Raw genomic sequence first — 23825 nt, 5'->3', positions numbered from 1 at the left:
GGAACAGTTCAGTCAGGAGCAGACCATGAACGAGATCCGCAACACACCATCCGCCCTCGCCCGGCAGCTCGCCGACGCACCATGGCGGACGAGCACCCGCAGCCAGACCTCCAACTGCGTCGAGGTGGCCCCGCTACGCGAGGGCCCTGCCGCGGTCGCCCTGCGCGACAGCAAGGACCGCGGCGGCCCGGTGCTGCTGTTCGACCGGGCCGGTTGGCACGGGTTCATCGCCGGCACGAAGGCGGGGCAGTTCGACCTGAGCTGATCCCCTGACCCGTACGGGGCCGTCGGCGGGCGCCGGCGGCCCCCTCGTCTGTCCGGGACACAGCACCGCTGACCAGGCATCATCCGATCAGGCGAGCCTTGGAATCAATCGTCGTGTTTCACTTGCTGGGACGAGGCCCGGGCGTAACATGTCGAAAGAGTGACGTGGAACTTCCACTGAGTACCCGTCCGCCACGATCGCATCCGGAGACACCCATGCGGTTCCTGATCGTTCGTACCGACATCCGCGCCGCCGCCGACGCCGACCTCGCGGCCGCCTGGGCCGGCGGCGGCCGGCTGCGGGACGAGACGACCGCGCCGGAGCCGCGCCGCCAGGTCGTCCATGCCGAGGACCGGGAGGCCGCCCTGCTCCTGGCCCGGGCCCTGGCCACGGTGGGCGCCGTCCGCCGCGGCCGCCAACGGGTCAAGGTGCTCCCGCTCGACGACCCCGGCGACAGCTCCGTCCACTAACGTGCGTCCTGCTCGGGCCGGCTCCCCCGCCGCGTTGTTCGCCCCACCCGATCAGGACGGCCCGGGTTCCCGGCCCGGCACCGTCGCGGCAACGGCGGTTCCGGGCCGGGGCCACCCCGCCGGCCGCCCGCCCGCCCGGGCCGCAGACCCACACGTCCGCCCGCCCGGTCAACGGTCCCGACCGGCCCGCCGACTCAGTGCTCGCAGGGCTCCACCCAGCCGTCCAGCCAACGATGCACCAGGAAAAGGGCGATCGACGACGGCGGCGGCAGGACGAGCCCGTCGCCCGCCCCCACGTCCACCGGCCGCCCGGCCAGCGCCGCGCCGACCTCACGGCGGGTGAACCATCGGGCGTGCGCGATCTCGGCCGGGTCGACGCGCACCGGGTGCTCCGGGTCGGCCCGGGCGAGGAAGCCCAGCATCAGCGAGCCGGGGAACGGCCAGGACTGGCTGCCGGCGTACACGAGCCGTTCCACCGGCACGCCGACCTCCTCGCGGACCTCGCGGAGCACGGCGGCCTCGGCCGACTCCCCGGGCTCGACGTAGCCGGCCAGGCAGGAGTAGCGGCGCCGCCCCGGGGCGCTCGGCCAGGTGGCGTTGTTGCCGAGCAGACAGCGGCCCTCGGGGCCGGGCACCCCGTCGTGCACCAGCACGATCATCGCCGGGTCGGTACGCGGCCAGACCCGCTCCCCGGTTGGCGCGACCCGGGACCACCCGCCCTCGTCCGCCCGCGTCGGTTCCCCCGTGGCGGAGGAGTAGCCGTGCCCGCCGTGCCAGTTGGTCAGGGCCAGCGCGGTCGTGAAGATACCGGCGTCCCGGTCGGGCAGCAGGTGTCCGACCTCGCGCAGGCCCGCCGCCCGGGTGTCCGGCAGCTCCGGCAGCGGGGCGTCCACCGCGAAGACCGGAACGTCGTCGGCCTCGACGCCGAGGAACATCGGCACCGCGCGGGGGTCCCGCGGCACGTCGGCGGGGCCGACGAGCACCAACTCCGGCCGGGGGCCGACCCGGACCAGGGCCCGCCCCTCCCTGGCCGAGTCGAGCACCAGCACCCGCGCCCGTTCCCACGCCTCGGCCAGCCAGCCCGGGTCGGTACGCCGGTGCGCCGCCCGATTCAGGGTGGACCGGGCCAGCGGCGGCGTTGTCTCCCCGCTCACTCCGTCCCGACCGGCTCGGTGCGCACGGGGACGAGGGCGGACAACGCGGGGGCGACCCGCTCGGCGTCGCCCAGCACGACGGTGACCGCCTGCGCCGGGGCGAGGTAGCGCTGCGCCGCCTCGGCCACGTCGTCGGCGGTGGCCTTCGCCAGCCGCGCCGCGTGCTCGGCGAGGAAGTCCAGGCGCAGCCCGTTGCCGGCGTACGCGCTGACCAGCGACGCCAGCCCGGCCTGCGTGGACATGCCGAGCTGGAGGGTGCCGAGGGCGTACTGCCGGGCCTGCTCCAGCTCGTCCGGCTTCGGCGGCAGGGTCGCGAGCCGGCCCAGCTCGTACATCGTCTCCAGCAGCGCCGGCGCGGTGACCTCGGTGGCCACCTCGGCGGCGGCGACCAGCACCGACCCCGCCACCGAGTGCTCGACCAGCGAGTGCGGCCCGTAGGTGTACCCCTTGTCCTCGCGGATGTTCTCCACCCAGCGGGACGAGAAGTAGCCGCCGAACACCAGGTTCGCCAGTTGCAGCGCCGCGTGGTCGGGGTGGGTGCGCGGCACCGCCGGCAGCGCGACCCGCAGCGACGACTGCACCGAGCCGGGCCGGTCGACCAGCAGCAGCGGGCCGGGCTCCAGCGGCGGGGCGGGCGGCAGCTCGGCGGTGTGGCCGGCCCCGGTCCAGGCCCCGAGGGCCTTCTCCGCGGCGTCCAGCGCCCGCTCCGGCTGCACGTCGCCGACCAGCACCAGCACGGCGTCGGCCGGATGCACCCGCTCGGCGTGCAGCCGGCGCAACACCGCCGGCCCGACCGCGCGAACCTGTTCCGGCTCCGGGGTCTGCACGGCGTACGGGTGCCGGCCGTAGATCCGCTTCAGCAGGGCGGTACGGGCCAGGTGGGCCGGCTGGCTCTGCGCCACCTGGATCCGGTCGACCAGCCGGTCCCGCTCGGTGCCCACCTCCTTGCCCGGGTACGCCGCCCCGGTCAGCACCTCGGCCAGGATCTCCAGCATCCGGTCCAGGCCGGTGACCAGGCCGGCGCCGGAGAGCATCAGCCGGTCCGGGTCGATGCCGGCGGAGAGCCCGCCGCCGACGGCCTGCAGCTCGGCGGCGATCTGCACGCTGGTCATGGTCTGCGTGCCCGAGAGCATGGTCTGCGCGAGCAGCGCGCCCCGGGCCAGGTGGGTCCGGCCGGCCGGCATCCACAGCCGCACCTCGACCAGGGGGATCGCCGGGCGGCGCACCGCGATGACGGTGAGCCCGTTGGCGAGGGTGCGTTCGGCCTGCTTCGGCAGCTTCAGCCTGCGGTTCGGCCCGAGCGGCGGCAGCGGCCGCGGCGAGGGCGGGGCGGTCACGCTCACACCTGGCTCCTCTTCGTTCGCGACTGCGGGGCTCGCAAACCCGGCTCACTCCTCGCGCTCACCGGACCCGCATTCGTTCGCGACTGCGGGGCTCGCAAACCCGGCTCACTCCTCGCGCTCACCGGACACCTCCGGCGATGACCTCGATGGACGCGCGGCGCTGGGGCCGCAGGGTGGCGGCGGCGGAGCGTACCTGCTCCTCGGTGACCTCCCCGACCAGCCGGGGCAGGTCGTTGAGCAGGCCCGGCTCGCCGCGCTGCTGCTCCAGCACGGCCATCCGCAGGGCCCGGCCGAGCACCGCGTCGGTGTCGCGCAGCAGGTGGGTGGCCATCCTGGCCTGGGTGCGGGCCAGCTCGCCGGCCGCGAGGCCGTCGGTGGCCAGCCGGTCCAGCTCCTCGTCGATCGTGCGCAGCACCTTGTCCACGTCGCCGCCGGGCGGCAGGTGCGACTGGAGCAGCAGCGCGGTCGGGTCGCGCACGTCGAACGGGTCGCCCATGAAGCCGACGTACCCGCCGATGCTGGTCACCGTGCGGTCCCGGTGGACCAGCCGCTCGACCAGGCGGGACGCGTCGCCGTCGGTGAGCACCTCGGCGAGCACCACGTAGGGCAGGTAGCCGGCGAAGTCGGTGATCGGGTCGGGCACCCGCCAGGCGGAGGCCACCGCGGGCAGCGGGGCCAGCGCGTCGGTGTACGCCTGACGCCGCTCGGCGGTCAGGTCGGGCTCGCCGAAGTCGGGCCGCTCGGGCGCGGGCCGGGCGGGCACGTCCCCGAAGTGCCGCCCGATCAGCTCCGTCGCCTCGGCCACGTCGATGTCCCCGCTGACGGCGAGGACGGCGTTGCCGCTGGCGTAGTAGCGGCGGAAAAAGTCCGCGGCGTCGGCGACGGTCGCCGACTCCAGGTCGTCGAACGAGCCGTAGCCGTCGTGCGCGTTCGGGAAGGTGTCGAACATGACCGGCGGCAGGGTCAGCCACGGGAACCCGCCGTACGGCCGGTTCAGCACGTTGACCCGGATCTCCTCCTTGACCACGTCGACCTGGTTGCGCAGGTTCTCCTCGGTCAGCCGCGGGCCGCGCATCCGGTCGGCCTCCAGGAACAGCGCCCGCTCCAGCGCGTTCGCCGGCAGGGTCTCGAAGTAGTCGGTGTAGTCGTGGTGGGTGGAGCCGTTGAAGGTGCCGCCGGCGCCCTGCACGTGTCGGAAGTGGGCCAGCTTCTCCAGGTTCTCCGAGCCCTGGAACATCAGGTGCTCGAAGAGGTGGGCGAAGCCCGTGCGCCCCTCCGGCTCGGAGCGGATGCCGACGTCGTAGACCACCGCGACCCCGATCACCGGGGCGCTGCGGTCGGGGGTGAGCACGACCCGCAGGCCGTTGTCGAGGGTGAACCGCTCGACCGGGTACTTCGTCGCTGGAATTCTCGATCTCCGCGCCGCCACGGAGATGACCCTAGCGCCTCGGCCCCGCCGGCACCCGTGACCTCTCGCAGCCTGCGTCGGCGCCGCCCGTGCGGACGCGCCGCGCGCCGCCGCATATCCCAGCAAGAAGGCAGGAGAAAGCGGAATATTCGACAGCCCATGTCCCGGCATGTGGATGAGCCTTGACGCAGCCCGAACCCTGCCCCAGTCTTCCTACCAACTAAGTAGGAATACTGTAGATTGGACGAGCGATATGAGACGCCTCCCCTTCCGCCGGTTGGCCTCCCTGGCCACCCTCGCCGTGGTGGGCACGGCGGCCCTGGGCACCACCGCCGCCTGCGGCACCGACGACGCCGCCTCGGGCGGCTCCGGCCCGGTGACGCTGCGGCTCGGCTACTTCCCCAACATCACCCACGCCCCGGCGGTGGTCGGCGTGGAGAAGGGCATCTTCGCCGAGAAGCTGGGCAACAGCGCCAAGCTGGAGACGAAGACCTTCAACGCCGGCCCGGCAGCCATCGAGGCGGTCTTCTCCGGCGCGCTCGACGCCACGTACATCGGTCCGAACCCGACGGTGAACGCCTACTCGAAGTCCAAGGGCGAGGCGGTCCGGGTCGTCACCGGCGCCGCCTCCGGCGGCGTGGCGCTGGTGGTCAAGCCCGACATCACCTCGGTCGAGCAGCTGCGCGGCAAGAAGATCGCCACCCCGCAGCTCGGCAACACCCAGGACGTCGCCCTGCGCTACTGGCTCAAGGAGAAGGGCCTGACCACCACCAAGGAGGGTGGCGGCGACGTCAAGGTGGTCCCGCAGGAGAACGCCCAGACCGTGGAGACGTTCAACAGCGGCGCGATCGACGGCGCCTGGGTGCCCGAGCCGTTCGTCTCCCGGCTGGTCAACGCCGGCGGCAAGGTGCTCGTCGACGAGCGGGACCTCTGGCCGGACAGGAAGTTCGTCATCACCAACCTGATCGTCTCCACCAAGTTCCTCAAGGCCCACCCCGACGTGGTGAAAAAACTGGTCGAGGGCCAGGTCGCGGCGAACGAGTTCGTCAACACCAGGCCGGACGAGTCCCAGCAGGCCATCTCCGACCACATCGGCAAGATCACCGGCAAGCCGCTGGACGTGAAGCTGATCAAGCAGGCGTGGCCGACGCTGGAGTTCACCAACGACCCGATCGCCTCGTCGCTGAAGACCGGCCTGGACCACGCGGTCGCCGTCGGGCTGACCCAGCCGGTCAGCCTCGACGGGCTCTACGACCTGACGTACCTCAACGAGGTGCTCAAGGCCCAGGGCAAGACCGAGGTCGCGCAACCATGACGTCGACCGCGACGGCGTCGCGCAGCGCGACCGGTTCGGTCGCGCTGCGCGGCGTGACCAAGGTGTACGGGCAGGGCGGCAACGCCGTCCTCGCCCTGGACGGGGTCTCCCTCGACGTCGAGCCGGGCGAGTTCGTCTGCCTCGTCGGCGCGTCCGGCTGCGGCAAGAGCACCCTGCTCAACCTGGTCGCCGGCCTCGACCGGCCCAGCGGCGGGCAGATCGAGCTGGGCGAGGGGGTGGAGCCGGGGCTGATGTTCCAGGAGGCCGCGCTGTTCCCGTGGCTCACCGTCGAGGGCAACGTCGACGTGCCGCTGAAGCTGCGCCGGCTGCCCCGCGCCGCGCGCCGGGAGCGGATCGCCGAGCTGCTGCGTACGGTGCACCTGGCCGACTTCGGCCGCAAGCGGCCGCACCAGCTCTCCGGCGGCATGCGGCAGCGGGTCGCCCTGGCCCGCACCCTCGCCCTGGACACCCCGGTGCTGCTGATGGACGAGCCGTTCGGCGCGCTCGACGCGATGACCCGCGACATCCTGCACGACGAGCTGGAGCGGATCTGGTCCGAGCGGCGGCTCACCGTGCTCTTCGTCACCCACAACGTCCGCGAGGCGGCCCGGCTCGCCGACCGGATCGTCCTGCTGTCCAGCCGCCCCGGCCGGATCATCTACTCCACCCGGGTCGACGTGCCCCGGCCGCGCCGCATCGACTCTCCCGAGATCGCGGCCATCGCCGCCGAGGTCACCGACCGGCTGCGTACGGAGGTGGGCCGCCATGGCCAGTGACACCATCACCGGCACCCCGCGGGCCGACGCCGAGATCTCCGGGCTCGACGCGCTGGAGATCGCCGGCCGGCAGAAGACGACCTCCCGGGCCACCACGATCTGGGCCGCGACCTGGCCCAAGCTGGCCGCGCTCGCCATCGCCGTCGCCGCCTGGCAGGTGGTGGTGTGGGCCGAGATCTGGCCGCCGTACTCGCTGCCCGGGCCGGTCACCGTCGGGCAGGAGTTGCTGCGCCAGGCCAGCGGGCCGCAGCTCTGGGAGGGCATGGCCACCACCCTGCGCCGCGCCGCGGTCGGGTACGTCTTCTCGGTCGGCGTCGGCCTGCTCCTCGGGCTGGCCGTCGCCCGCTTCCGGGTGCTGCGGGCGGCCATCGGCTCGATGATCACCGCATTGCAGACCATGCCGTCGATCGCCTGGTTCCCGCTGGCGATCCTGCTGTTCGAGCTGAGCGAGAAGGCCATCTTCTTCGTCGTGGTGCTCGGCGCGGCCCCGTCCATCGCCAACGGGGTGATCAGCGGCGTCGACTACGTACCGCCGCTGCTGCTGCGGGCCGGGCGCAACGTCGGCGCGCGGGGCCTGAACCTCTACCGGTACGTCGTCGCCCCGGCGGCGTTGCCCGCCATCGTCGCCGGGCTCAAGCAGGGCTGGGCCTTCTCCTGGCGCAGCCTGATGGCCGGCGAGCTGATCGTGGTCGGCATCTCCAGCACCTCGCTGGGGGCGCAGCTGACGTACTCGCGGGAGCTGTCGGACGCGCCGTGGCTGCTCTCCACGATGATCGTCATCCTCGTGGTGGGTCTGCTCGTCGACGCCGCGTTCGGGGCGGCCGACCAGGCGATCCGGCGCCGCTGGGGCGTACTGGACCAGGCCGGGCAGTGACGCCGTGTACGTCTCCGCGCGCAACGAGTACGCGCTCCGGGCCATGCTCGCCGTCGCCGCCGCCTCGGCGGGGGCCGGGGCGGGCGGGAACGACGGCAGCGCGCGGGTCGGCGCCGGCCCGGAGCCGGGCGGCGAGCTGGTCAAGGCGGCCGCCCTGGCGGAGAGCCAGGACATCCCGCTGAGCTTCCTCCAGGGCATCCTGCTCGACCTGCGCCGGGCCGGACTGCTGCACAGCCACCGGGGCAACGAGGGTGGCTACACCCTGGCCCGGCCGGCCGACTCGATCAGCGTCGGCGACGTGCTCCGCGCGGTCGGCGGGTCGCTCACCTCGGTGCGCGGCCAGCCGGCGGGGTCCGCCGGCTACCACGGGGCGGCCGTCGGCCTGCGCGACGTCTGGCTGGCCGTGGACGGGGCGATCGCCCTGGTGGTCGACCGGACCAGCCTGGCCGACCTGCTCGTCCACGAGGCCCGACCCACGGCCTGACGGCACCGTCGGGCTCGGCTGGCGCCCGAGAAGGACCGGCCGCTCAGCCGGTGGGCGCGAGGCCGCCGGCTCAGCCGGCGGCCCTGTCCGTCACCGGGACGACACGGCCGCGAAGGTCGCCGCCGTCCGGCCCGTCCGGGTGGTGGAGCCCCACCACCCCGGACGGCGGCCGGGCGCCCCGGCCCGGGTGCCACGGCGTGAGGGCCGCGACCATGGCCAGCAGCAGTCCCGCCCCCGCGACCGCCAGCACCATCAGCAGTTCACGCACCGCCCCCGACTCGGCGTCGCCGGCCATCGTCACCCCTCCCGCGCGGCCGGCCCCCGGCCGGCCCGTGCTCCCCCGCGGCAAGCATCGATCACGCGAATGGCCCGGGCCAGTCGTCGATCGGACCCTTTTCCCGCCCGATTTCCGACTCGGTCCACACCGGAAAGGCGTGCGGCCGGCCCGCCACGCTATGGGGCGGGCCGGCCGCGTCGTCACGCCCGCACGGGCGCCACGCGTTCCCGGCGTACGGGTGCCAGCTGGTTCAGAGCGGGCGGATGTTCTCCGCCTGCGGGCCCTTCTGGCCCTGGGTCACGTCGAACTCGACCCGCTGGTTCTCGTCCAGGCTGCGGTAACCGGAGCTCTGGATCGCCGAGAAGTGGGCGAAGACGTCGGCGCCGCCGTCGTCCGGGGTGATGAAGCCGAAGCCCTTGTCAGCGTTGAACCACTTGACGGTGCCAATTGCCATGTGTTTCGTCTCCTTGACGGAACGTTTCCGGTCCGCACCTGTTGCGGGCCGGAGGGGAAGCGCGCCACGGGTGGCGCACCTGTCGCTGGTGGTCGCCCCGCCCCGGAGAACTCCGGAAACGACAAAGAGCGCCTGGGGCCATAATCCGCCAGGCGCACACGAAGTCTCTGGGAACCACAACTGCAACCCAGACAACGTATCACGGATCTCGGCGATCCGGCAGTACTACCGGGCCTCCGGGATCCCGGCGATCAGGGCGGTCAGCCCGGCGACGTCGAGCAGGTCCGCCGGCCGGACGGTCACCCCGTCCCGCACGTAGTGGAAGGCCGCCCCCACCTGGTCCACGGGCACCCCGGCCAGTTCGGCCCACGCCAGCCGGTAGACGGCGAGCTGCACGGCCGCCGCCTCGGCAGCCGCCCCGGCCGGCTGCCGCCCGGTCTTCCAGTCGACCACGTCGAACCGCCCCCCGGGGCGGGCGAAGACGGCGTCCATCCGACCGCGCACGACCACCCCGGCGAGCACCGTGGCGAACGGCACCTCCACCTCCACCGGCACCCGGTCGGCCCACTCGCTGGCCAGGAAGCGCGCCTGCAGGTCCGCCAACTCCTCGTCGCCGGCCTCGGCGTCGGCCGCCCCGGGCAGCTCGTCCACGTCGAGCAGCCGATCCGCGCCGAAGCGCTGCTCCAGCCAGGTGTGGAACGCCGTGCCCCGGCGGGCGTACGGGTTGGGCTCGGTCGGCATCGGGCGGCGCAGCGTACGGGCCAGCTCCTCCGGGTCGCGGCGCAACGCCACCAGCTGGGTGACCGAGAGCTGGCCCGGCAGCGTCACCTCGACGGACCCCGCGCCGGCGGTCAGCTCGGCCTGCTCGGCGAGCAGCAGATCGGCCTCCCGCCGCCACCGCGCCACCTCCGGGTCCGCGTCCGCCGGGTCGGCCGCCGGGCCGGCGTCGGCGTCGACCCCCTCGACCGCCCGCCCGGCGTCGGCCCCCTCGACCGCCGGCCCCGCGTCGGTCCGGTCTGCCGCCGGCCCGGCGTCGGTCCGGTCTGCCGCCGGCCCGGCGTCGGTCCGGTCGACCGTGGGCTCGCCGGGCAGGGGCGCGCGGGCGGCCGCCGGGCCCTCGGCGAGGAACCGGCGGACCAGCGCGGCGGCCTCGGCCAGCGCCGGGCGCCGCCCGCCCAGCGGGTCGGCCGGCCACTCGGCGCGCAGCACCACCTCGGTGGTCGGGTTCGTCGCGTCCCCCGCCGGCTCCGGCGCCCAGCGGTCGACCAGGTGCCCGTCGCCGCCGTCGAGGCAGGCGTCGTGCACCTCGCGCAGGAACACCGACGGGCCGCGCGGGCGCTTCGTCCCCTCCCCCCACCAGTAGCCGGAGCAGAGCAGCAGCCGCCGGGGCCGGGTCACCGCGACGTACGCCAGCCGGCGCTCCTCCCGCTCGTCGTGCGCCCGCCAGGCGTCGGCGAAATCGGCCAACGCCCGGGCCACGCCGCGCTGGTCCGCGGCGTCGGCCAGGCCCAGCTCGGGCAGGCCGTCGGCGTCGCCGCGCAGCGGGAACGGCAGCACCCCCAGCCCGCCCAGCCAGTGGTCGGAGTTGCGCACCGGGCCCGGCCACACCCCCCGGCTCAGGCCGGCGACCGCGACCACGTCCCACTCCAGGCCCTTGGCGGCGTGCGCGGTGAGGATCTGCACGGCGCCCTCCACCACCTCCACCTCGCCCGGGGCGAGGCCCCGTTCCTCGTCCTCGGCCGCGGCGAGGTAGGCCAGGAAGCCCGACAGGGTGGCCCCCGGGGACTCGCCGGTGAACCGGGCCGCCACGTCGCCGAGGGCGTCCAGGTGGCCCCGGGCCAGGCCGGCGTCGCCGGTGCCGTCCCGGCCCGCCCGCACCGCGACCTCCACGTCCAGGCCGATGGTGCGCTCGACGTCCGCGATCAGTTCCGGCAGCGTCTGGTCCAGCCGGTGCCGCAGCAGGGCCAGCTCCTCGGCGTACGCGCGCAGCCGCGCGTAGCCCTCCGCCGAGTACGCCTGCGCCGGCCCGAGGTCGGCCAGCGCCTCGACCAGGGTGGCCTCGTCGAGCAGGTCCACGGCGATCTCGGGCTCGTTACCGGCGGCGAGTTGCCGGCGGCCGGCGGCGATCGCCCGGGCCCGCCGGTGCAGGGCCACCAGGTCGCGCGGCCCGATCCGCCAGCGTGCCCCGGTGAGCAGCCGCAGCAGCGCCGCCCCGTCGGTCGGGTCGGCCAGCACCCGCAGGGTGCACACGACGTCGCGTACCTCGGGGGTGTCCAGCAGGCCGCCCAGCCCGACGACCTCGACCGGCAGGCCCCGGGCGCGCAGCGCCGCCGCGATCGCCGGGATCTGGCTGCGCAGCCGGACCAGCACGGCGGTGGTGGGCCGCTGCGGCACCGGGATGTGCTCGGGCAGCGTCCCCGGCATGCGGGCCGCGCCCCGCCAGGCGGCCAGCACGCCGTCGGCGATCCAGTCCGCCTCGTCGGCGTACGTCGGCAGCAGCGCGCAGTGGACGGTGCCGGCGGCCAGGCCGCCCGGCGTGCGGTGCGGGATCGGGTCCTGCACGCTCAACGCGGCGCGCAGCTCGGGCACCCGGGCGCCGGCCGCCCGCAGCGGTGTGGCCAGGGCGTTCGCCACCCCCAGGATCTCGGGTCGGTTGCGCCAGCTCGTGGTGAGGCTAAGCACCTCGGCCGGCGCGCCGTCGGCGCGGGCGAACTCGGCGGGGAAGCGGTCCAGGGTGCCGGCGCTGGCCCCGCGCCAGCCGTAGATCGACTGGCAGGGGTCGCCGACCGCCGTCACCGGGTGGCCGCCGCCGAACAGGGCGTTGAGCAGCACCACCTGGGCGTGGCTGGTGTCCTGGTACTCGTCGAGCAGCACCACCCGGAACCGGTCCCGCTCGATCGCGCCGACCGCCGGGTGGTCCCGGGCCACCCGGGCCGCCCGGGCGAGCTGGTCGGCGAAGTCCATCGCCTCGAAGTCCTCCTTGCGCCGGGCGTACGCGCGGACCAGCGGGAGCAGCTTCAGCCGGGTCTGCTGCAGCTGCAACGCCTTCCGCACGTCGGCGTACACCCGGCCGGGCCGGGCCTGCACCTCGGCGAAGAACCGGCCCGTCCAGGCGGCCAGCCCGTCCGGGTCGACCAGGTGCTCGTCCAGCTCGCCCGCCAGGGCCAGCACCGCGTCGGTGATGGTGCTCGGCATCCGGTCGACGCCGGACATGTCGCCGTCGTAGTTGCGCACCAGCAGGTCCACGAGCTGCCAGCGGGACGCCTCGGTGAGCAGCCGGGTCGACGGCTCGTACCCGGCGCGCAGGCCGTGCTCGGTGACGATCCGCCCCGCGTACGAGTGGTAGGTGGAGACGGTCGGCTCGCCCGCGAACGGGTCGTCCCCCGGGTCCCGCCCGCGCCGCCCGAGCCGGCGCACCAGCTGGTCCAGCCGGGTACGCACCCGGTGCGCCAGCTCACCGGCCGCCTTGCGGGTGAACGTGAGCCCGAGGACCTGCTCGGGCCGCACGTACGCGTTGGCGACCAGCCAGACCACCCGGGCCGCCATCGTCTCGGTCTTGCCGGACCCGGCGCCCGCGACCACCAGCAGCGGCTCGACCGGCGCGGCGATGATCGCGGCCTGCTCCCGGGTGGGCGCCGGCAGCCGGAGCAGGCGGGCCAGCTCGACCGGGGTGTACCGGGGGCCGGAGTCGGCCGTCCGGGGCGCCGGGGTCGAGCTGCCGAACAGGGTGGGCTGGGTCATGCCTCGCGCTCACGGGAACGCTCCGGACTGGTCACGGGTCCTCCGGGCTGCGGATGGTCGGCGGCTCGACGACCTGGCGCCCCTGCCCGGACACCGGGCAGCTCGTGCGCACCGGGCAGACCCGGCACTTGGAGTTGGCGACCGCGGCGAAGGTGGCGGCGGCCATCGTATCGGCGGTGCGCCGGACCAGCGCCGTCGCCCAGCCCGCCTCCGGCCCCTGCCCGGCCGCCGGCTGGCTCTGCTCCTTCGCGTCCTTCGCCGCCGTGCCGAGCTGCACCAGGGCGGCGCCGCCGGACTCCTCCCCGAACTCGGTGAACGCGCCCGCCTCCACCGCCGCCTGGTACGCCCCGAGCTGCGGGTGCTCGGCCACCTCGGGCTCGGTGACGGCCGTGGACCGGCCGGTCTTCAGGTCGACCACCACCAGCCGCCCGTCGGCGTCCACCTCCAGCCGGTCCACCCGGCCGGTCAGCTCGACGGGTCGGTGCGGATCGTCGAGGCGTACCGCGAACTCGTGCTCGATCGCGAGCAGCCGGCGCGGGTTGGCGGCCAGCCAGCGCAGCAGCTTGTCCACCATGGTCTCGGCGCGGGCCCGCTCCGGGCCGACCATCCACCGGGCCGCCAGCTCGATCGCGTCGAACCGGGCGGCCACGTACTCCAGCAGGGCCGAGCGGTCGGCGCTGGCGTCCTCGGCGAGCATCGCGGCGGCGTGCACCAGGTTGCCGACCCCCTGCGCGGCGCTGGCCGGCGCGCTGCCGCCGTGCCGCTCCAGCAGCCAGCGCAGGCTGCACCGCAGGGCGCTCTCCATCGCCGACGGGGTGACCCGCACCGGCTTCCCCTCGTCGACCAGCGGCCGGTCGTCCGACAGGGCCCGCAGCCCCCACCAGTCGTCCGGATGCGCGCCGGGGACCCCGGCGGCGGCAAGGCGGGCCAGCTCGGCCGCCGCCGCGCGCCGCCGGTGGTGCGGCGCCGCCGGGTCTGCCACCACGGTACGCAGTTCGGCGACCAGCGCCGGCAGGGTCAACGCCCGGGGCGCCCCGGCCACCGGCAGGGCGACCCGGCCACGTCCCGACCCGTCCTCCGGCCCGCTGCCCTCCGAGTCCTCACCCCCGGTCGGGCCGCCGCCTCCAGTCGGGCCGTCGTTTTCGGCCGGGGCGTCGACACCGGTCACGCCCGGCGGCTCGGTGGGGTCCAGTTCGTACTCGGTGGGGTCCAGTTCGTAGAGGAACCGGCTGGGCTGCTCCTCGTGGTCGTCGCCGCCGACCGCCGTTGAGGCGACCGCGCTGACCAGCAGCCGCCGCCGGGCGCGGGTCACCGCGACGTGGAACAGGCGCCGCTCCTCGTCCAGCAGGGCGGAGGTCTGCCCGACCAGCACGGCCCGCCCGCCGTCGCCCTCCGCCCGGCCGGCGAGCACGTCCACCAGCCGCTCGGAGCCGAGCAGGCTGCCGCGCAGCCGCAGGTCCGGCCACACGCCCTCCTGCACCCCCGCGACGGCCACCAGGTCCCACTCCAGCCCCTTCGCGGCGTGCGCGGTGAGCAGGCGTACCGCCTCGCCGCGGTCCGCCGCGGCGGCCAGGGTGTCCGCCGGCAGGTCCTGGCCGAGCACGTGGTCGAGGAAGACCTCGGTACGCGCGCCCGGGAGCCGGTCGGCGAACCGGGCCGCCGCGTCGAAGAGCACCAGCACGGCGTCCAGGTCCCGGTCGGCGGCCTCGGCCCGCCAGCGCCGCGCGATCTCGTGCTCGCCGGTCGCCGTCCGGCCCCGGGTGATCGCCCCGGCCCAGCGTTCGGCCAGTCCGCTGTCCCGCCACACCGCCCACAGCACGTCCTCGGCCGTGGCCCCCGGGCGGGCGGCGGCCTCCCGGGCCGTGGCCAGCAGGCCGGCCACTGTCTGCGCCGGCTCGGCCCAGCGCCGGTCGATGCCGGCCAGCTCAATCGGGTCGCGCAGCGCCTCGACGATCAGCTCCCCCGAGGGGCGGCGGTCCCCGCCGGCCAGGGCGAGGGCCCGCAGCCCCTGGCGCAGCCGCCGCTCCGCCAGGGGGTCGGCCCCGCCGAGCGGCGAGTGCAGCAACGCGACGGCCGCCTCCTCGTCGAGCCGCTCCGGCTCCAGTGCGCAGCGCAGCAGGAGCAGCAGCGGGGCCACCCCCGGCTGCAGGTGCAGCGGCAGGTCCTCGCCGTGCACCACGGTCGGCACCCCGGCGGTGTGCAGCGCCCGGCGCAGCGACGGCAGCTGCCTGTTGGTGGACCGGAGCAGCACGGCCATCCGCGACCACGGCACGCCGTCGAGCAGGTGCGCCGCCCGCAGCGCCTGGGCCAGCCAGGCGGCCTCGCCGGTCGCCGAGCGGAAGGTGCGCACCTCGACCGAGCCGGGCGGGGCGTCGGGCAGCGGGCGCAGCCGCCGGTGGGCGGACGGACCGCGCAGCCGCGCCGTCAGCCGCCGCGTCGCCGCCAGCATCCCCGCCCCGGCCCGGTACGAGATGGTCAGCACGACCTGGGCGGACGGCGCGCCGGAGGCGGTGCGGAACCGGTGCGGGAACGCGGTCACCCCGGCCGGGTCGGCACCCCGGAACGCGTACGTGGAGGAGTCCGGGTCCGCGAACGCGACCAGGGACTTGCCGCCGCCGGCCACGACGGCGAGCAGGTCGAGCTGGGCGGGGTCGGTGTCGGCCAACTCGTCGACGTAGACGTGGGCGAGCCGGCGGCGCTCGGCCTCCAGCAGCTCGGGGTCGTCGAGCAGCAGCCCGGTGGCGGCCCGGACCAGCTCCGCCGGGTCGTACGCGATCGAGCCGCGGTTGCTCACGTCGCGCAGCGCCAGCACGGCGACGTACTCGCGGAGGAAGCGGGCGGCGGCCGGCCAGTCGGCGCGGCCCAGCTTCTCGCCGAGCCGGGCCAGCTCCACCGGACCCACGCCCCGCTCGGCGGCCCGCATCAGCAGGTCCCGCAGCTGTTGCGCGAACGCCCGGGTACGCAGGGCGGGGCGCAGGTCGTCCGGCCAGCCGACCGGGTCGTCCGCCGGTTCCTCGCCCACCGCGTCGAGCAGCTCGCGGATGATCAGATCCTGCTCGGGGCCGGTGAGCAGGCGCGGGGACGGCTCACCCCGCTCGGCGGCGGCCCGGCGCAGCAGGCCGAACGCGTACGCCGGAAACGTGCGTACCAGCGGCTCGCGCAGCACCCGGTGCCCGTCGCCGGCCACCCGGGCCTCGATCCGGCGGCGCAGCTCGGTGGCGCCCCGGCGGCCGAAGGTGAGCACCAGGATGCGCTCCGGGTCGACGCCCTCGGCCACCCGCGCCGCCACCGCCTCGACCAGGACACTGGTCTTGCCGGTGCCCGGGCCGCCGAGCACCAGCATCGGCCCGTCGGTGTGCGCGACGACCTCGGCCTGCACCGGATCCGCCCGCCACCCGTCAGGGCGCAACCGGTCACCCCGCGCCGCGCGCTCGTGCGGCTGATCGGCCCGCCGCCGGCGCTCCTGCGGCTGATCGGGTTGCAGCTGATCGGGTTGTGGCTGATCGGGCTGCGCGGCATCGCCGCCGGCCCCGTCGGGCCGCCGCTCCCCCCATGCCGGCTCTCCCGATCGGCCGTCCCCCCGGGCCGCCTCGGCAGACCGGCGCACCAGCCGGTACGCCTGCATTCCCCCATCCCACCACGCCCCTGCGACACCCACCGGCCCCGCCCCACCCCACCTGACCCACCCCACCTGACCCACCCACCCGCCCAGCCCGGTCCGGTCCAGTCCGGTCCGGTCCAGTCCGGTCCAGTCCGGTCCGGTCCGGTCCGGTCCGGTCCGGTGATCATGGGGTTAGCGGTACGCAGGGAGATCAATGCCGCCGCCATGTCCATGATCACCGCGGACGGACGCGGGAAGGATCGGTCTGGCCCGGTGTCGTGCCGCCCGTAACGGGGCACCGCCCGTGGGGCGCCGCCCGTGGGGGGCGCCGTCCAGGGGGTGGTGATCAAGAGAGTTGCGTCAGATCGGAGATCGACTCTGACGCAACTCTCTTGATCACCGAGGCGAGCCCAGGGCGGGGTGGACGGGGCCGTCAGGTCAGGTGGGCTTCCAGGGCGTCCAGGGCCGCCGGGATCGTGTCGACGACCGTGAGCAGGCCCAGGCCGGCCGGCTTGAGGAAGTTACGGTCGGCCAACGTGGCGAGCCAGTCCAGCAGGGGGCGGTAGAAGCCGTCGGCGTCGACCAGCACCATCGGCTTCGCGTGCAGGGCCAGGGTGGCGGTGGTCCACACCTCGAACAGCTCGTCGAGCGTGCCGAGCCCGCCGGGCAACGTGAGGAACGCGTCCGACTTCTCGATCATCAGCGTCTTACGGTCGGCCATGCCGGCGGTGACCAGCAGCTCGTCCGAGGCGAGGTCGGCGACCTCCAGGTCGACCAGCGCCTGCGGGATCACCCCGAGGGTGGGGCCGCCGGCCGAGCGCGCCCCGTCCGCCACCGCGCCCATCATCCCGACGCAGCCGCCCCCGCTGACCAGCGTGTGGCCGCGGCGGGCGATCTCCGCACCCGCCTCGGCCGCGAGGTCCAGCCAGCGCTGGTCGAGGGTACGAGAGGACGCGCAGAACACGCAGATCGCCGCCACCGGCTCAGCCCTCCCCACCCTGCTCGGCGGCGGCCCGCTGGTCCGCCCCGGTACGCGCGACGACCTCCTCGCGGACCGCCTCCTGCTCGGCGGAGAGCGCCGCCTCGGCCTCCACGATGTGCCGCACCGCCGCGTCGACGTCGTCGGTGAGGCGGATCAGCTCCAGGTCGATCGGCCCGATCTTCCCGTCGGCGGCCATCGTGTCGCGCAGCCAGTCCAGCAGGCCGCGCCAGTAGTCGACGCCCATCAGCACCACCGGGAACCGGGTGACCTTGCCGGTCTGCACCAGGGTCAGCGCCTCGAACAGCTCGTCCATGGTGCCGAAGCCGCCGGGCAGCACGACGAACGCCTGGGCGTACTTGACGAACATCGTCTTGCGGGCGAAGAAGTAGCGGAAGTCGATGGCCACGTCGACCCAGTCGTTGAGGCCCTGCTCGAACGGCAGCTCGATGCCCAGCCCCACCGAGAGCCCGCCGGCCTCGTTGGCGCCGCGGTTCGCCGCCTCCATCACGCCGGGCCCGCCACCGGTGATCACCGCGTATCCGGCGCGGGCCAGCGCCGCGCCCAACTGCTCGGCGAGCCGGCACTCGGGACTGTCGGGAGTGCTCCGGGCCGAGCCGAAGACGCTGACCGCGGGCGGCAGGTCGGCCAGGGTGTCGAACCCCTCCACGAACTCCGACAGGATGCGCAACGCCCGCCAGGAGTCCCTGGTCTTCCAGTCGCCGCGCCCCCGGGAGTCCAGCAGCCGCTGGTCGGCGGTGCTACTCGGGATGGCTTTGCGGCGCAGCGTGACGGAACCCCGGTGCCGCGTCCGGCCGGGATCGCGGCCCGGCGCCTGACCGTTGCTGTCGCTCATGGGAACCAACCGTAGTGGAGGGCCGCCCGTCGGGCCGGGCGCCGCCGCGACCCGGCGGGCCGACGAAATTTTCCGGCGGCGCAGGCAACTAATTCGGTCGCACGGGCGTCTTAGTATTCACATACCGGGTATGCCCCGGCGCGTGCCTTCGGGGGAGGAGCAAGCGTGATCAACAACAGCGAGATGGTCCGGATCCGGCGCCAGATGCAGCGGCGGATCCGCGACGTGGTGGCCGAGCGCCGCCGCGCCCGACAGTTGGAGGCCGAGATCCACGGCCACACCGGCGACCCGTCCGACACCCGCACCGAGTCGTCCCTGACCCCCACCGCCTGACGGCCCCCACCCGTGGGAGCCTGACGGCCCACGACCCGTAGCAGACGCAGGCCCGCGTCCCCGGCAGCCGGTGACGCGGGCCTTTCGCCGTCGAAGGGCGGGAGCCTCGACGCGTACGCCGACCGCTCAGGCGGGGGCGAGCCAGCGGTGCAGGGTGGCGGCCCCGTCGCGGATCTTGCTGATCTCGACGTGCTCGTCCGGGTGGTGGGCCAGGTTGGGATCGCCCGGGCCGAAGTTCAGGGCGGGGATGCCCATCGCGGCGAACCGGGCCACGTCCGTCCAGCCCAGCTTGCCGATCGGCGCGGCGCCGACCGCCGCCAGGAACTCCCGCGCCGGGGCCGCCACCAGCCCGGGCGCCGCCCCGGCCGCCATGTCCGTCACCGCCACCTCGAAGCCGGCGAAGACCTCCCGCAGGTGCGCCTCGGCCTCGGCCGGGCTCCGGTCCGGCGCGAACCGGTAGTTCACCTCGATCTCGCACCGGTCCGGCACCACGTTGCCCGCGACGCCGCCGTGGATCCGGACCGCGTTCATGCCCTCGCGGTAGTCGCAGCCGTCGATGGTGACCCGGCGCGCCTCGTACGCCGTCAGGCGGCGCAGCACCTCACCGGCGGCGTGGATCGCGTTCACCCCGTGCCAGGAGCGCGCCGAGTGGGCACGTACGCCCGTGGTGGTCACCACGGCCCGCATGGTGCCCTGGCAGCCGGCCTCCACGATCCCGTACGTCGGCTCCAGCAGCACCGCGAAGTCGGCCTGGAGCCACTCCGGGTACGCCTCGGCGACCAGGAACAGGCCGTTGTACTTGGACTCGATCTCCTCGGCCTCGTAGAAGAAGTACGTCACGTCGTACTTCGGCTCGGGCAGGGTCACCGCCAGGTGCAGCGCGTACGCCACCCCGGACTTCATGTCGGAGGTGCCGCAGCCGTACATCAGGTCCCCGCGCATCGTCGACGGGAAGTTGTTGTTCAGCGGGACGGTGTCCAGGTGCCCGGCCAGCACCACCCGCGAGGCCCGCCCCAGGTCGGTACGCGCCATGACGGTGTTGCCGTGCCGGTAGGTGGTCAGGTGCGGCACCCCGCGCAGCACCTCCTCCACGCAGTCGGCGATCGCCTTCTCGTTGAGGGAGACGGACTCGATGTCGACCAGCGCGCGGGTCAGTGCCACCGGATCGGCCAGGACCTCGGGGGTCAGCGGGTTCTCCATGATTCGCACGGTACCGTCAGGAACGGTGAGGGCGAGGATTGACAGCCTCCCCCGCCTAGAGGCGGGGGATTCCCACCCTCGCGGGTCGGGATTCCTGGTTCACCGCAGACCGCACGGAAGGAGGTCCCCCGTGTCTGACGTCCGCTCCGCAGGCGTTTTGTGTCTCGACCAGCCCGGCCGCGACGGCGATGTTCTTGGCGGCGTTGACGTCCCGGTCATGCCGGGTGCCGCACCCCGGACACGACCAATGCCGTGTGCCGAGGGAAAGCGTGGCGAGCAGGTGCCCGCACGCCGAACACGTCTTACTCGATGGGTACCAGCGGTCCACCACGGCGAGCGTGCGGCCGTCGCGGTGCGCCTTGTAGGTGAGCAGGGTACGGAACTCGGCCCAGCCGGTGCGGGAGATCGCCTTGGCCAGGGAGCGGTTGCGGACCATGTTCGCCACCGCCAGATCCTCCACCGCGATGGTGTCGAACCGACGCACCAAAGCGGTGGACTGCTGGTGCAGGAAGTCCCGGCGTGCGTCGCGTCGGATCCAGCGCCGTCACATCCACATCCGGCCACGACCACACGAACCGCAACACACCCGGTGTCTTCCCCAGCGTCAGGTTTCCACCGCGCAGTCGAAACGCCGACCGGTTGTAGGAGGCCGACTGGCGGCCGTGCCGGGACTTGTACCGCGGATACCGGGCGCGCTTCTGGAAGAAGGCGGTCATGGCGGTGTGCTGGTGGCGCAGGGTCTGCTGCAACGGTACCGACGACACCTCCCCCAGGAACGCCAGATCGGGCTGCTTCTTCATCTCCGTCAGCGCCCGATCCGTCTCCGCGTACGAGGTCGATCTGCCTCCGGCGTGGTAACGAGCGTGGCGGGCGGCGAGAGTGCGGTTCCACACCACCCCGATACAGCCGAACGTGCGGTTCAGCACGCTCACCTGCTCCGGGGTCGGATACGCCCGACACCTGTACGCCGTCCGCACAGGACCAGTATTACCAGACCAGAAAGGACAGTCATGGCTGACAGCGCGCCCGCCATTCCTCCCCACCCTGAAGGACGGGGCATCCTGGCGGTGATCCTGTGAAGACCGAATCCGCCTGGGGCATCGGCCTGGCCACCGTCACCGCCGAGGATCAGGTGCTCGACACCTGGTACCCGACGGGAAAGCTCGGCCTCGGCGCGCTGCCGTTGGTGCCCGGTGAGGACCAGGCCGACGTACTCGACCTGCCGCCCGGCGCGATCGGCGAGCGGGCGCTGCCCGGCCTGCGTACCGCGGTCGTGGTCACCGAGATCGGCTCGCTGGCCGACCCGATCAAGGACGCGACGGACGCGTACCTGCGGTTGCACCTGCTCTCCCACCGCCTGGTGCGGCCCAACGAGCTGAACCTCGACGGCGTCTTCGGCAAGCTGGCGAACGTGGCCTGGACGTCGGCGGGGCCGTGCCCGCCGGACCGGGTGGACGAGCTGCGGGTGATCGAGCGGGCCGCCGGCCGCCACCTGGCCGTGTACGGGGTCGACAAGTTCCCCCGCATGACCGACTACGTGGTCCCGTCCGGGGTGCGGATCGCGGACGCGGACAGGGTCCGGCTCGGCGCGCACCTGGCCGCCGGCACCACCGTGATGCACGAGGGCTTCGTCAACTTCAACGCCGGCACCCTCGGCACCTCGATGGTCGAGGGCCGGATCGTGCAGGGCGTGGTGGTCGGCGACGGCTCCGACATCGGCGGCGGCGCATCGATCATGGGCACCCTGTCCGGCGGCGGCACCGAGCGGGTCAGCATCGGCCAGCGGAGCCTGATCGGCGCGAACGCCGGCGTCGGCATCTCGCTCGGCGACGACTGCGTGGTCGAGGCCGGCTGCTACATCACCGCCGCGTCCAAGATCAGCCTGCCGGACGGCCGGGTGGTCAAGGCCCGCGAGCTCTCCGGCGTGGACGGCCTGCTGTTCTGGCGCAACTCCGTCACCGGCGCGCTGGAGGCCCGCCCGCGCACCGGCCAGGGCATCGAGCTGAACGCCGCCCTGCACGCCAACGACTGACCCGCCCTGCGGCGGGCCCCGTCGGCCGGGGTCCGGGCGACGGGGTCCGGGCCGACGGGGTCCGGGCGACGGGGTCCGGGCCGACGGGGTCCGGGCGACGGGGTCCGGGCGACGGTACGTCTGTCGGCCGACTGTGGAGCTGCCCCGTTCATGCGTCCGCGCCCGGCCGGCGCGCCGCTCGCGGCCGCGTCCGCTGGTCGCGTCGCCCGCCCCGCCTGTGCGGGCAACTCCAGAGGCTGCAGGCTCCGCTCCGATTCTTGGTACGAAATGGCCCCCATAGGGGCGGCTTGATACCAAGATTCACGGCGGCATGCTCCACCCGGATACGACAGAAGCCCCCGGCATCTCGCCGAGGGCTTCTTCGTTCGCCTCAGGACTGCTTCGCGAACTTCACGAACGAGCGCCAGGTCTGCGGGTCGAAGGTGAGCACCGGACCAGCCGGGTCCTTGCTGTCACGAACACCGTGGCCGGCAAGGTGGGTCAGTGCGGAGTGGCGGAGCTGGTGCGGCGGGTACCCGACGCCGTGCGGGTCGTGGAGCATGGACGCCCGCTTGAACAGGTGCTCGGCGCGGGGGGCACGACAGCCGGCCCCGGCCGGTGTCAGGGTCGATGTCCGCGAGGGCTTGGGCGCGGCGCCAGGCGACCGGGGCGCGGCGGTCGGCGAGCTGGCTACGTGGTGCCTCATAATGTGGCGCTGAGGCGTCCATATCGGGTGCCGTGGTGAGACTCCCGGAGGAGCGTTCGATGCCGCTGTCGGCCCCAGACTTCGAACGGCTCTTTGTGCCCGGAACACGTCACACACTTCCCGGCGGCGACGTCGCTACTGTCCGGCTGCGGCGGGACGCCTCCCTGTGGTTGCCGTCCGGGTGGGTCGTCGCCGGCGAGCCCTTCGTGTTCGGGGCTATGTCCGAGTCCGAGGACAGGTTTGTCCAGCAGGTGCCGCCGGGTCGGTATCCGCTGGTGCTGGTGCTCGCCGTGTTCGGCGAGCCGGGCGAGCAGGATGCGTACGAGATGATCGCGGCGGCCCGGCTGGTGGTCCGGGACGAGCCCGCCGTCTCCTGGGAGATGGCGGTGTGTGCGGGCCAGGACGTCTCCGAACTGGGCGACGGCGGGTCGGGCGCACCGCTGACGGCGAGGTGGCCTGCTTCCTCACCGACTTTTTCATCCTGACCGACGCTAGTGACAGCGAGGATGATGAGCCACCCTCAGGCGACGCTCCGACGAGCGCCTCGGAGGACTCGACCATACCGCCGCGCCCTCCATATGCGACCATGCCACAGCCGCTGTCCCGAGTGCCGAACACATCCTCCAAGATCGCCACCAGTCGGAACGTCCTGGCAACCCGGCCAGCGGATCCCACCCTTGAAACCGTGACCGCCTCACAGGGTTGCCGCAGACGTTGGTGGGCTCACTCGAGGGCGGGTACGGCTGTGAAGCGCCAGCGGAGCAGCCAGCCGCGCGGCCCCGGACGACGGCGCGAGCGGGCCCCGTGGGGCCGCGCAGCCGCACTCCAACCTCGGTGGATCATCTACAAGCAGATCCGTGAGCAGCGACAGTCGAAGGGGACAAGACATGCCGAGGAGCAAAAAGCGTAAACGTCGGGACGGCTCAGTCGTGAATTTCCGGGGAGCCGCGAGTAGGACGACGAGCGTGCCGCCACAGAGACGGTCTCATGAGGTGGACGAAGATGACGACTATTTCGTGGTGAGCTCCGGCGGGGCCGCGCACACTCGGTCTGCTCAGCCGGCGGTCAGCATTGGCCCTGACACCTACCGGACCCACCTCGAGAACACGGTGGTGCGCTTGACCAATCAAGCCAGAGCTAAAGCTGGCGTGCCCCCGCTGAAAATCAATGAACTGCTTCGCCAGGCGGCGCGCAGCCACAGCGCCGACATGGCGCGGCGCGGCTTCTTCTCCCACAACGACCCAGATGGCGTTACGCCCTTCGACCGGATGCGGTCACACGGGTACGCCCAGCCCGCCGCAGAAAATATTGCCAAGGGTCAGCGGCAGCCGCACGAGGTGGTTCATTCCTGGCTGAACAGCCCTGGACATCGCGCTAATCTACTAAATCCCGAATTCTCCGTTATTGGTGTCGGCTTACACCTCGACAGCGGCCCCTGGTGGACACAAAACTTCGGCTACCCGGCCCAGGCGTAATTTTCAGCCCCGAATCAACGGTAACGCTGGTCAACTGGTCGTCGGCACTAGCGGCCCCGCCATCCTGCGGGTCCAGCTCTGACCAGCGTTTCCGTTGGTTTTT

22 protein-coding genes and 1 pseudogene are annotated in these 23825 nt (G+C 73.8%); 10 read left to right on the top strand and 13 right to left on the bottom strand.

The window, feature by feature from the left end:
* Window positions 1-25 precede the first annotated feature (25 nt).
* The gene (locus ACGFIZ_RS03630) at window positions 26-265 is read left to right on the top strand and encodes a DUF397 domain-containing protein (protein ID WP_393415453.1); all 240 of its coding nucleotides are present in this window, start codon (window positions 26-28) and stop codon (window positions 263-265) included.
* 215 nt (window positions 266-480) lie between these two features.
* The gene (locus ACGFIZ_RS03625) at window positions 481-735 is read left to right on the top strand and encodes a hypothetical protein (protein ID WP_393415451.1); all 255 of its coding nucleotides are present in this window, start codon (window positions 481-483) and stop codon (window positions 733-735) included.
* 194 nt (window positions 736-929) lie between these two features.
* Here ACGFIZ_RS03625 and nudC read toward each other — a convergent pair whose 3' ends face one another.
* From nudC to ACGFIZ_RS03610, 3 genes are all read right to left on the bottom strand, one after another.
* Window positions 930-1889: an NAD(+) diphosphatase gene (gene nudC / locus ACGFIZ_RS03620; protein ID WP_393415449.1), complete on the bottom strand. Its 960-nt coding sequence runs from the start codon at window positions 1887-1889 to the stop codon at window positions 930-932.
* Complete coding sequence (locus ACGFIZ_RS03615; RefSeq protein WP_347671150.1) at window positions 1886-3232, bottom strand: pitrilysin family protein; 1347 nt, start codon at window positions 3230-3232, stop codon at window positions 1886-1888. Before ACGFIZ_RS03615 ends, nudC begins: the two co-directional genes overlap by 4 nt.
* 118 nt (window positions 3233-3350) lie before the next feature.
* The gene (locus ACGFIZ_RS03610) at window positions 3351-4661 is read right to left on the bottom strand and encodes a M16 family metallopeptidase (RefSeq protein ID WP_393415447.1); all 1311 of its coding nucleotides are present in this window, start codon (window positions 4659-4661) and stop codon (window positions 3351-3353) included.
* A gap of 232 nt (window positions 4662-4893) precedes the next feature.
* On the opposite strand from ACGFIZ_RS03610, the gene ACGFIZ_RS03605 reads away from it, so the two are divergent.
* From ACGFIZ_RS03605 to ACGFIZ_RS03590, 4 genes are read left to right on the top strand one after another with little or no spacing between them, the layout of a single operon-like run.
* On the top strand, window positions 4894-5955 hold the full coding sequence (locus ACGFIZ_RS03605) for an ABC transporter substrate-binding protein (RefSeq protein WP_393415445.1): 1062 nt from the start codon (window positions 4894-4896) through the stop codon (window positions 5953-5955).
* Window positions 5952-6731 (top strand): ABC transporter ATP-binding protein, encoded by a 780-nt coding sequence (locus ACGFIZ_RS03600; RefSeq protein ID WP_393415443.1) that lies wholly within the window; start codon window positions 5952-5954, stop codon window positions 6729-6731. The genes ACGFIZ_RS03605 and ACGFIZ_RS03600 overlap by 4 nt, the downstream gene beginning before the upstream one ends.
* Entirely contained in the window at window positions 6721-7605 is an 885-nt protein-coding gene (locus ACGFIZ_RS03595) for an ABC transporter permease (RefSeq protein ID WP_393415441.1), read from the top strand. Before ACGFIZ_RS03600 ends, ACGFIZ_RS03595 begins: the two co-directional genes overlap by 11 nt.
* Window positions 7606-7609: 4 nt before the next feature.
* On the top strand, window positions 7610-8089 hold the full coding sequence (locus ACGFIZ_RS03590; RefSeq protein WP_393415439.1) for an RrF2 family transcriptional regulator: 480 nt from the start codon (window positions 7610-7612) through the stop codon (window positions 8087-8089).
* Between the two features lie 70 nt (window positions 8090-8159).
* Here the strand turns inward: ACGFIZ_RS03590 and ACGFIZ_RS03585 are convergent, their stop codons facing one another.
* The 6 genes from ACGFIZ_RS03585 to ACGFIZ_RS03560 all read right to left on the bottom strand — a co-directional run bounded on the left by ACGFIZ_RS03585 (window position 8160) and on the right by ACGFIZ_RS03560 (window position 17997).
* The gene (locus ACGFIZ_RS03585; protein ID WP_347671156.1) at window positions 8160-8384 is read right to left on the bottom strand and encodes a hypothetical protein; all 225 of its coding nucleotides are present in this window, start codon (window positions 8382-8384) and stop codon (window positions 8160-8162) included.
* A gap of 232 nt (window positions 8385-8616) precedes the next feature.
* A complete protein-coding gene (locus tag ACGFIZ_RS03580) occupies window positions 8617-8820 on the bottom strand; it encodes a cold-shock protein (protein WP_347671157.1) in 204 nt (67 codons plus the stop codon).
* 225 nt (window positions 8821-9045) lie between these two features.
* Window positions 9046-12561: an ATP-dependent helicase gene (locus ACGFIZ_RS03575; RefSeq protein ID WP_393415436.1), complete on the bottom strand. Its 3516-nt coding sequence runs from the start codon at window positions 12559-12561 to the stop codon at window positions 9046-9048.
* 31 nt (window positions 12562-12592) lie between these two features.
* Window positions 12593-16186: an ATP-dependent helicase gene (locus ACGFIZ_RS03570; protein WP_393415434.1), complete on the bottom strand. Its 3594-nt coding sequence runs from the start codon at window positions 16184-16186 to the stop codon at window positions 12593-12595.
* A 409-nt stretch (window positions 16187-16595) separates the two neighbouring features.
* The gene (locus ACGFIZ_RS03565; RefSeq protein ID WP_393415432.1) at window positions 16596-17141 is read right to left on the bottom strand and encodes a TIGR00730 family Rossman fold protein; all 546 of its coding nucleotides are present in this window, start codon (window positions 17139-17141) and stop codon (window positions 16596-16598) included.
* Window positions 17142-17145: 4 nt separating this feature from the next.
* On the bottom strand, window positions 17146-17997 hold the full coding sequence (locus tag ACGFIZ_RS03560) for a TIGR00730 family Rossman fold protein (RefSeq protein WP_393415430.1): 852 nt from the start codon (window positions 17995-17997) through the stop codon (window positions 17146-17148).
* Between the two features lie 165 nt (window positions 17998-18162).
* Between ACGFIZ_RS03560 and ACGFIZ_RS03555 the strand changes: the two genes are divergently transcribed.
* Window positions 18163-18330 (top strand): hypothetical protein, encoded by a 168-nt coding sequence (locus ACGFIZ_RS03555; protein ID WP_347670942.1) that lies wholly within the window; start codon window positions 18163-18165, stop codon window positions 18328-18330.
* A gap of 126 nt (window positions 18331-18456) precedes the next feature.
* Here ACGFIZ_RS03555 and dapE read toward each other — a convergent pair whose 3' ends face one another.
* From dapE to ACGFIZ_RS03540, 3 genes and pseudogenes are all read right to left on the bottom strand, one after another.
* Window positions 18457-19530, bottom strand: a complete 1074-nt coding sequence (gene dapE / locus ACGFIZ_RS03550) for a succinyl-diaminopimelate desuccinylase (RefSeq protein ID WP_393415428.1) — start codon at window positions 19528-19530, stop codon at window positions 18457-18459.
* Window positions 19531-19585: 55 nt separating this feature from the next.
* Entirely contained in the window at window positions 19586-20065 is a 480-nt protein-coding gene (locus ACGFIZ_RS03545) for an RNA-guided endonuclease InsQ/TnpB family protein (protein WP_393415632.1), read from the bottom strand.
* Window positions 20066-20384: 319 nt separating this feature from the next.
* Window positions 20385-20507 (bottom strand): annotated as a pseudogene (locus ACGFIZ_RS03540) (helix-turn-helix domain-containing protein); the annotation flags it as partial.
* Window positions 20508-20605: 98 nt separating this feature from the next.
* Here ACGFIZ_RS03540 and dapD point away from each other — a divergent pair.
* Entirely contained in the window at window positions 20606-21562 is a 957-nt protein-coding gene (gene dapD / locus ACGFIZ_RS03535) for a 2,3,4,5-tetrahydropyridine-2,6-dicarboxylate N-succinyltransferase (RefSeq protein WP_393415426.1), read from the top strand.
* 370 nt (window positions 21563-21932) lie between these two features.
* Here dapD and ACGFIZ_RS03530 read toward each other — a convergent pair whose 3' ends face one another.
* Entirely contained in the window at window positions 21933-22247 is a 315-nt protein-coding gene (locus tag ACGFIZ_RS03530; protein WP_393415424.1) for a DUF397 domain-containing protein, read from the bottom strand.
* Window positions 22248-22306: 59 nt separating this feature from the next.
* Here ACGFIZ_RS03530 and ACGFIZ_RS03525 point away from each other — a divergent pair, with 59 nt between their 5' ends.
* Entirely contained in the window at window positions 22307-22732 is a 426-nt protein-coding gene (locus tag ACGFIZ_RS03525) for a DUF4241 domain-containing protein (protein ID WP_393415423.1), read from the top strand.
* 507 nt (window positions 22733-23239) lie between these two features.
* Window positions 23240-23722: a CAP domain-containing protein gene (locus ACGFIZ_RS03520; protein ID WP_393415422.1), complete on the top strand. Its 483-nt coding sequence runs from the start codon at window positions 23240-23242 to the stop codon at window positions 23720-23722.
* Window positions 23723-23825: the final 103 nt, after the last annotated feature.

Origin of the sequence: Micromonospora sp. NPDC048830 (assembly GCF_043198215.1) — a bacterium.
Classification (GTDB): Bacteria; Actinomycetota; Actinomycetes; order Mycobacteriales; family Micromonosporaceae; genus Micromonospora.
The sequence above is the reverse complement of the archived record's forward strand: the minus strand, read 5'-3'. Positions and strand labels throughout refer to the sequence as shown.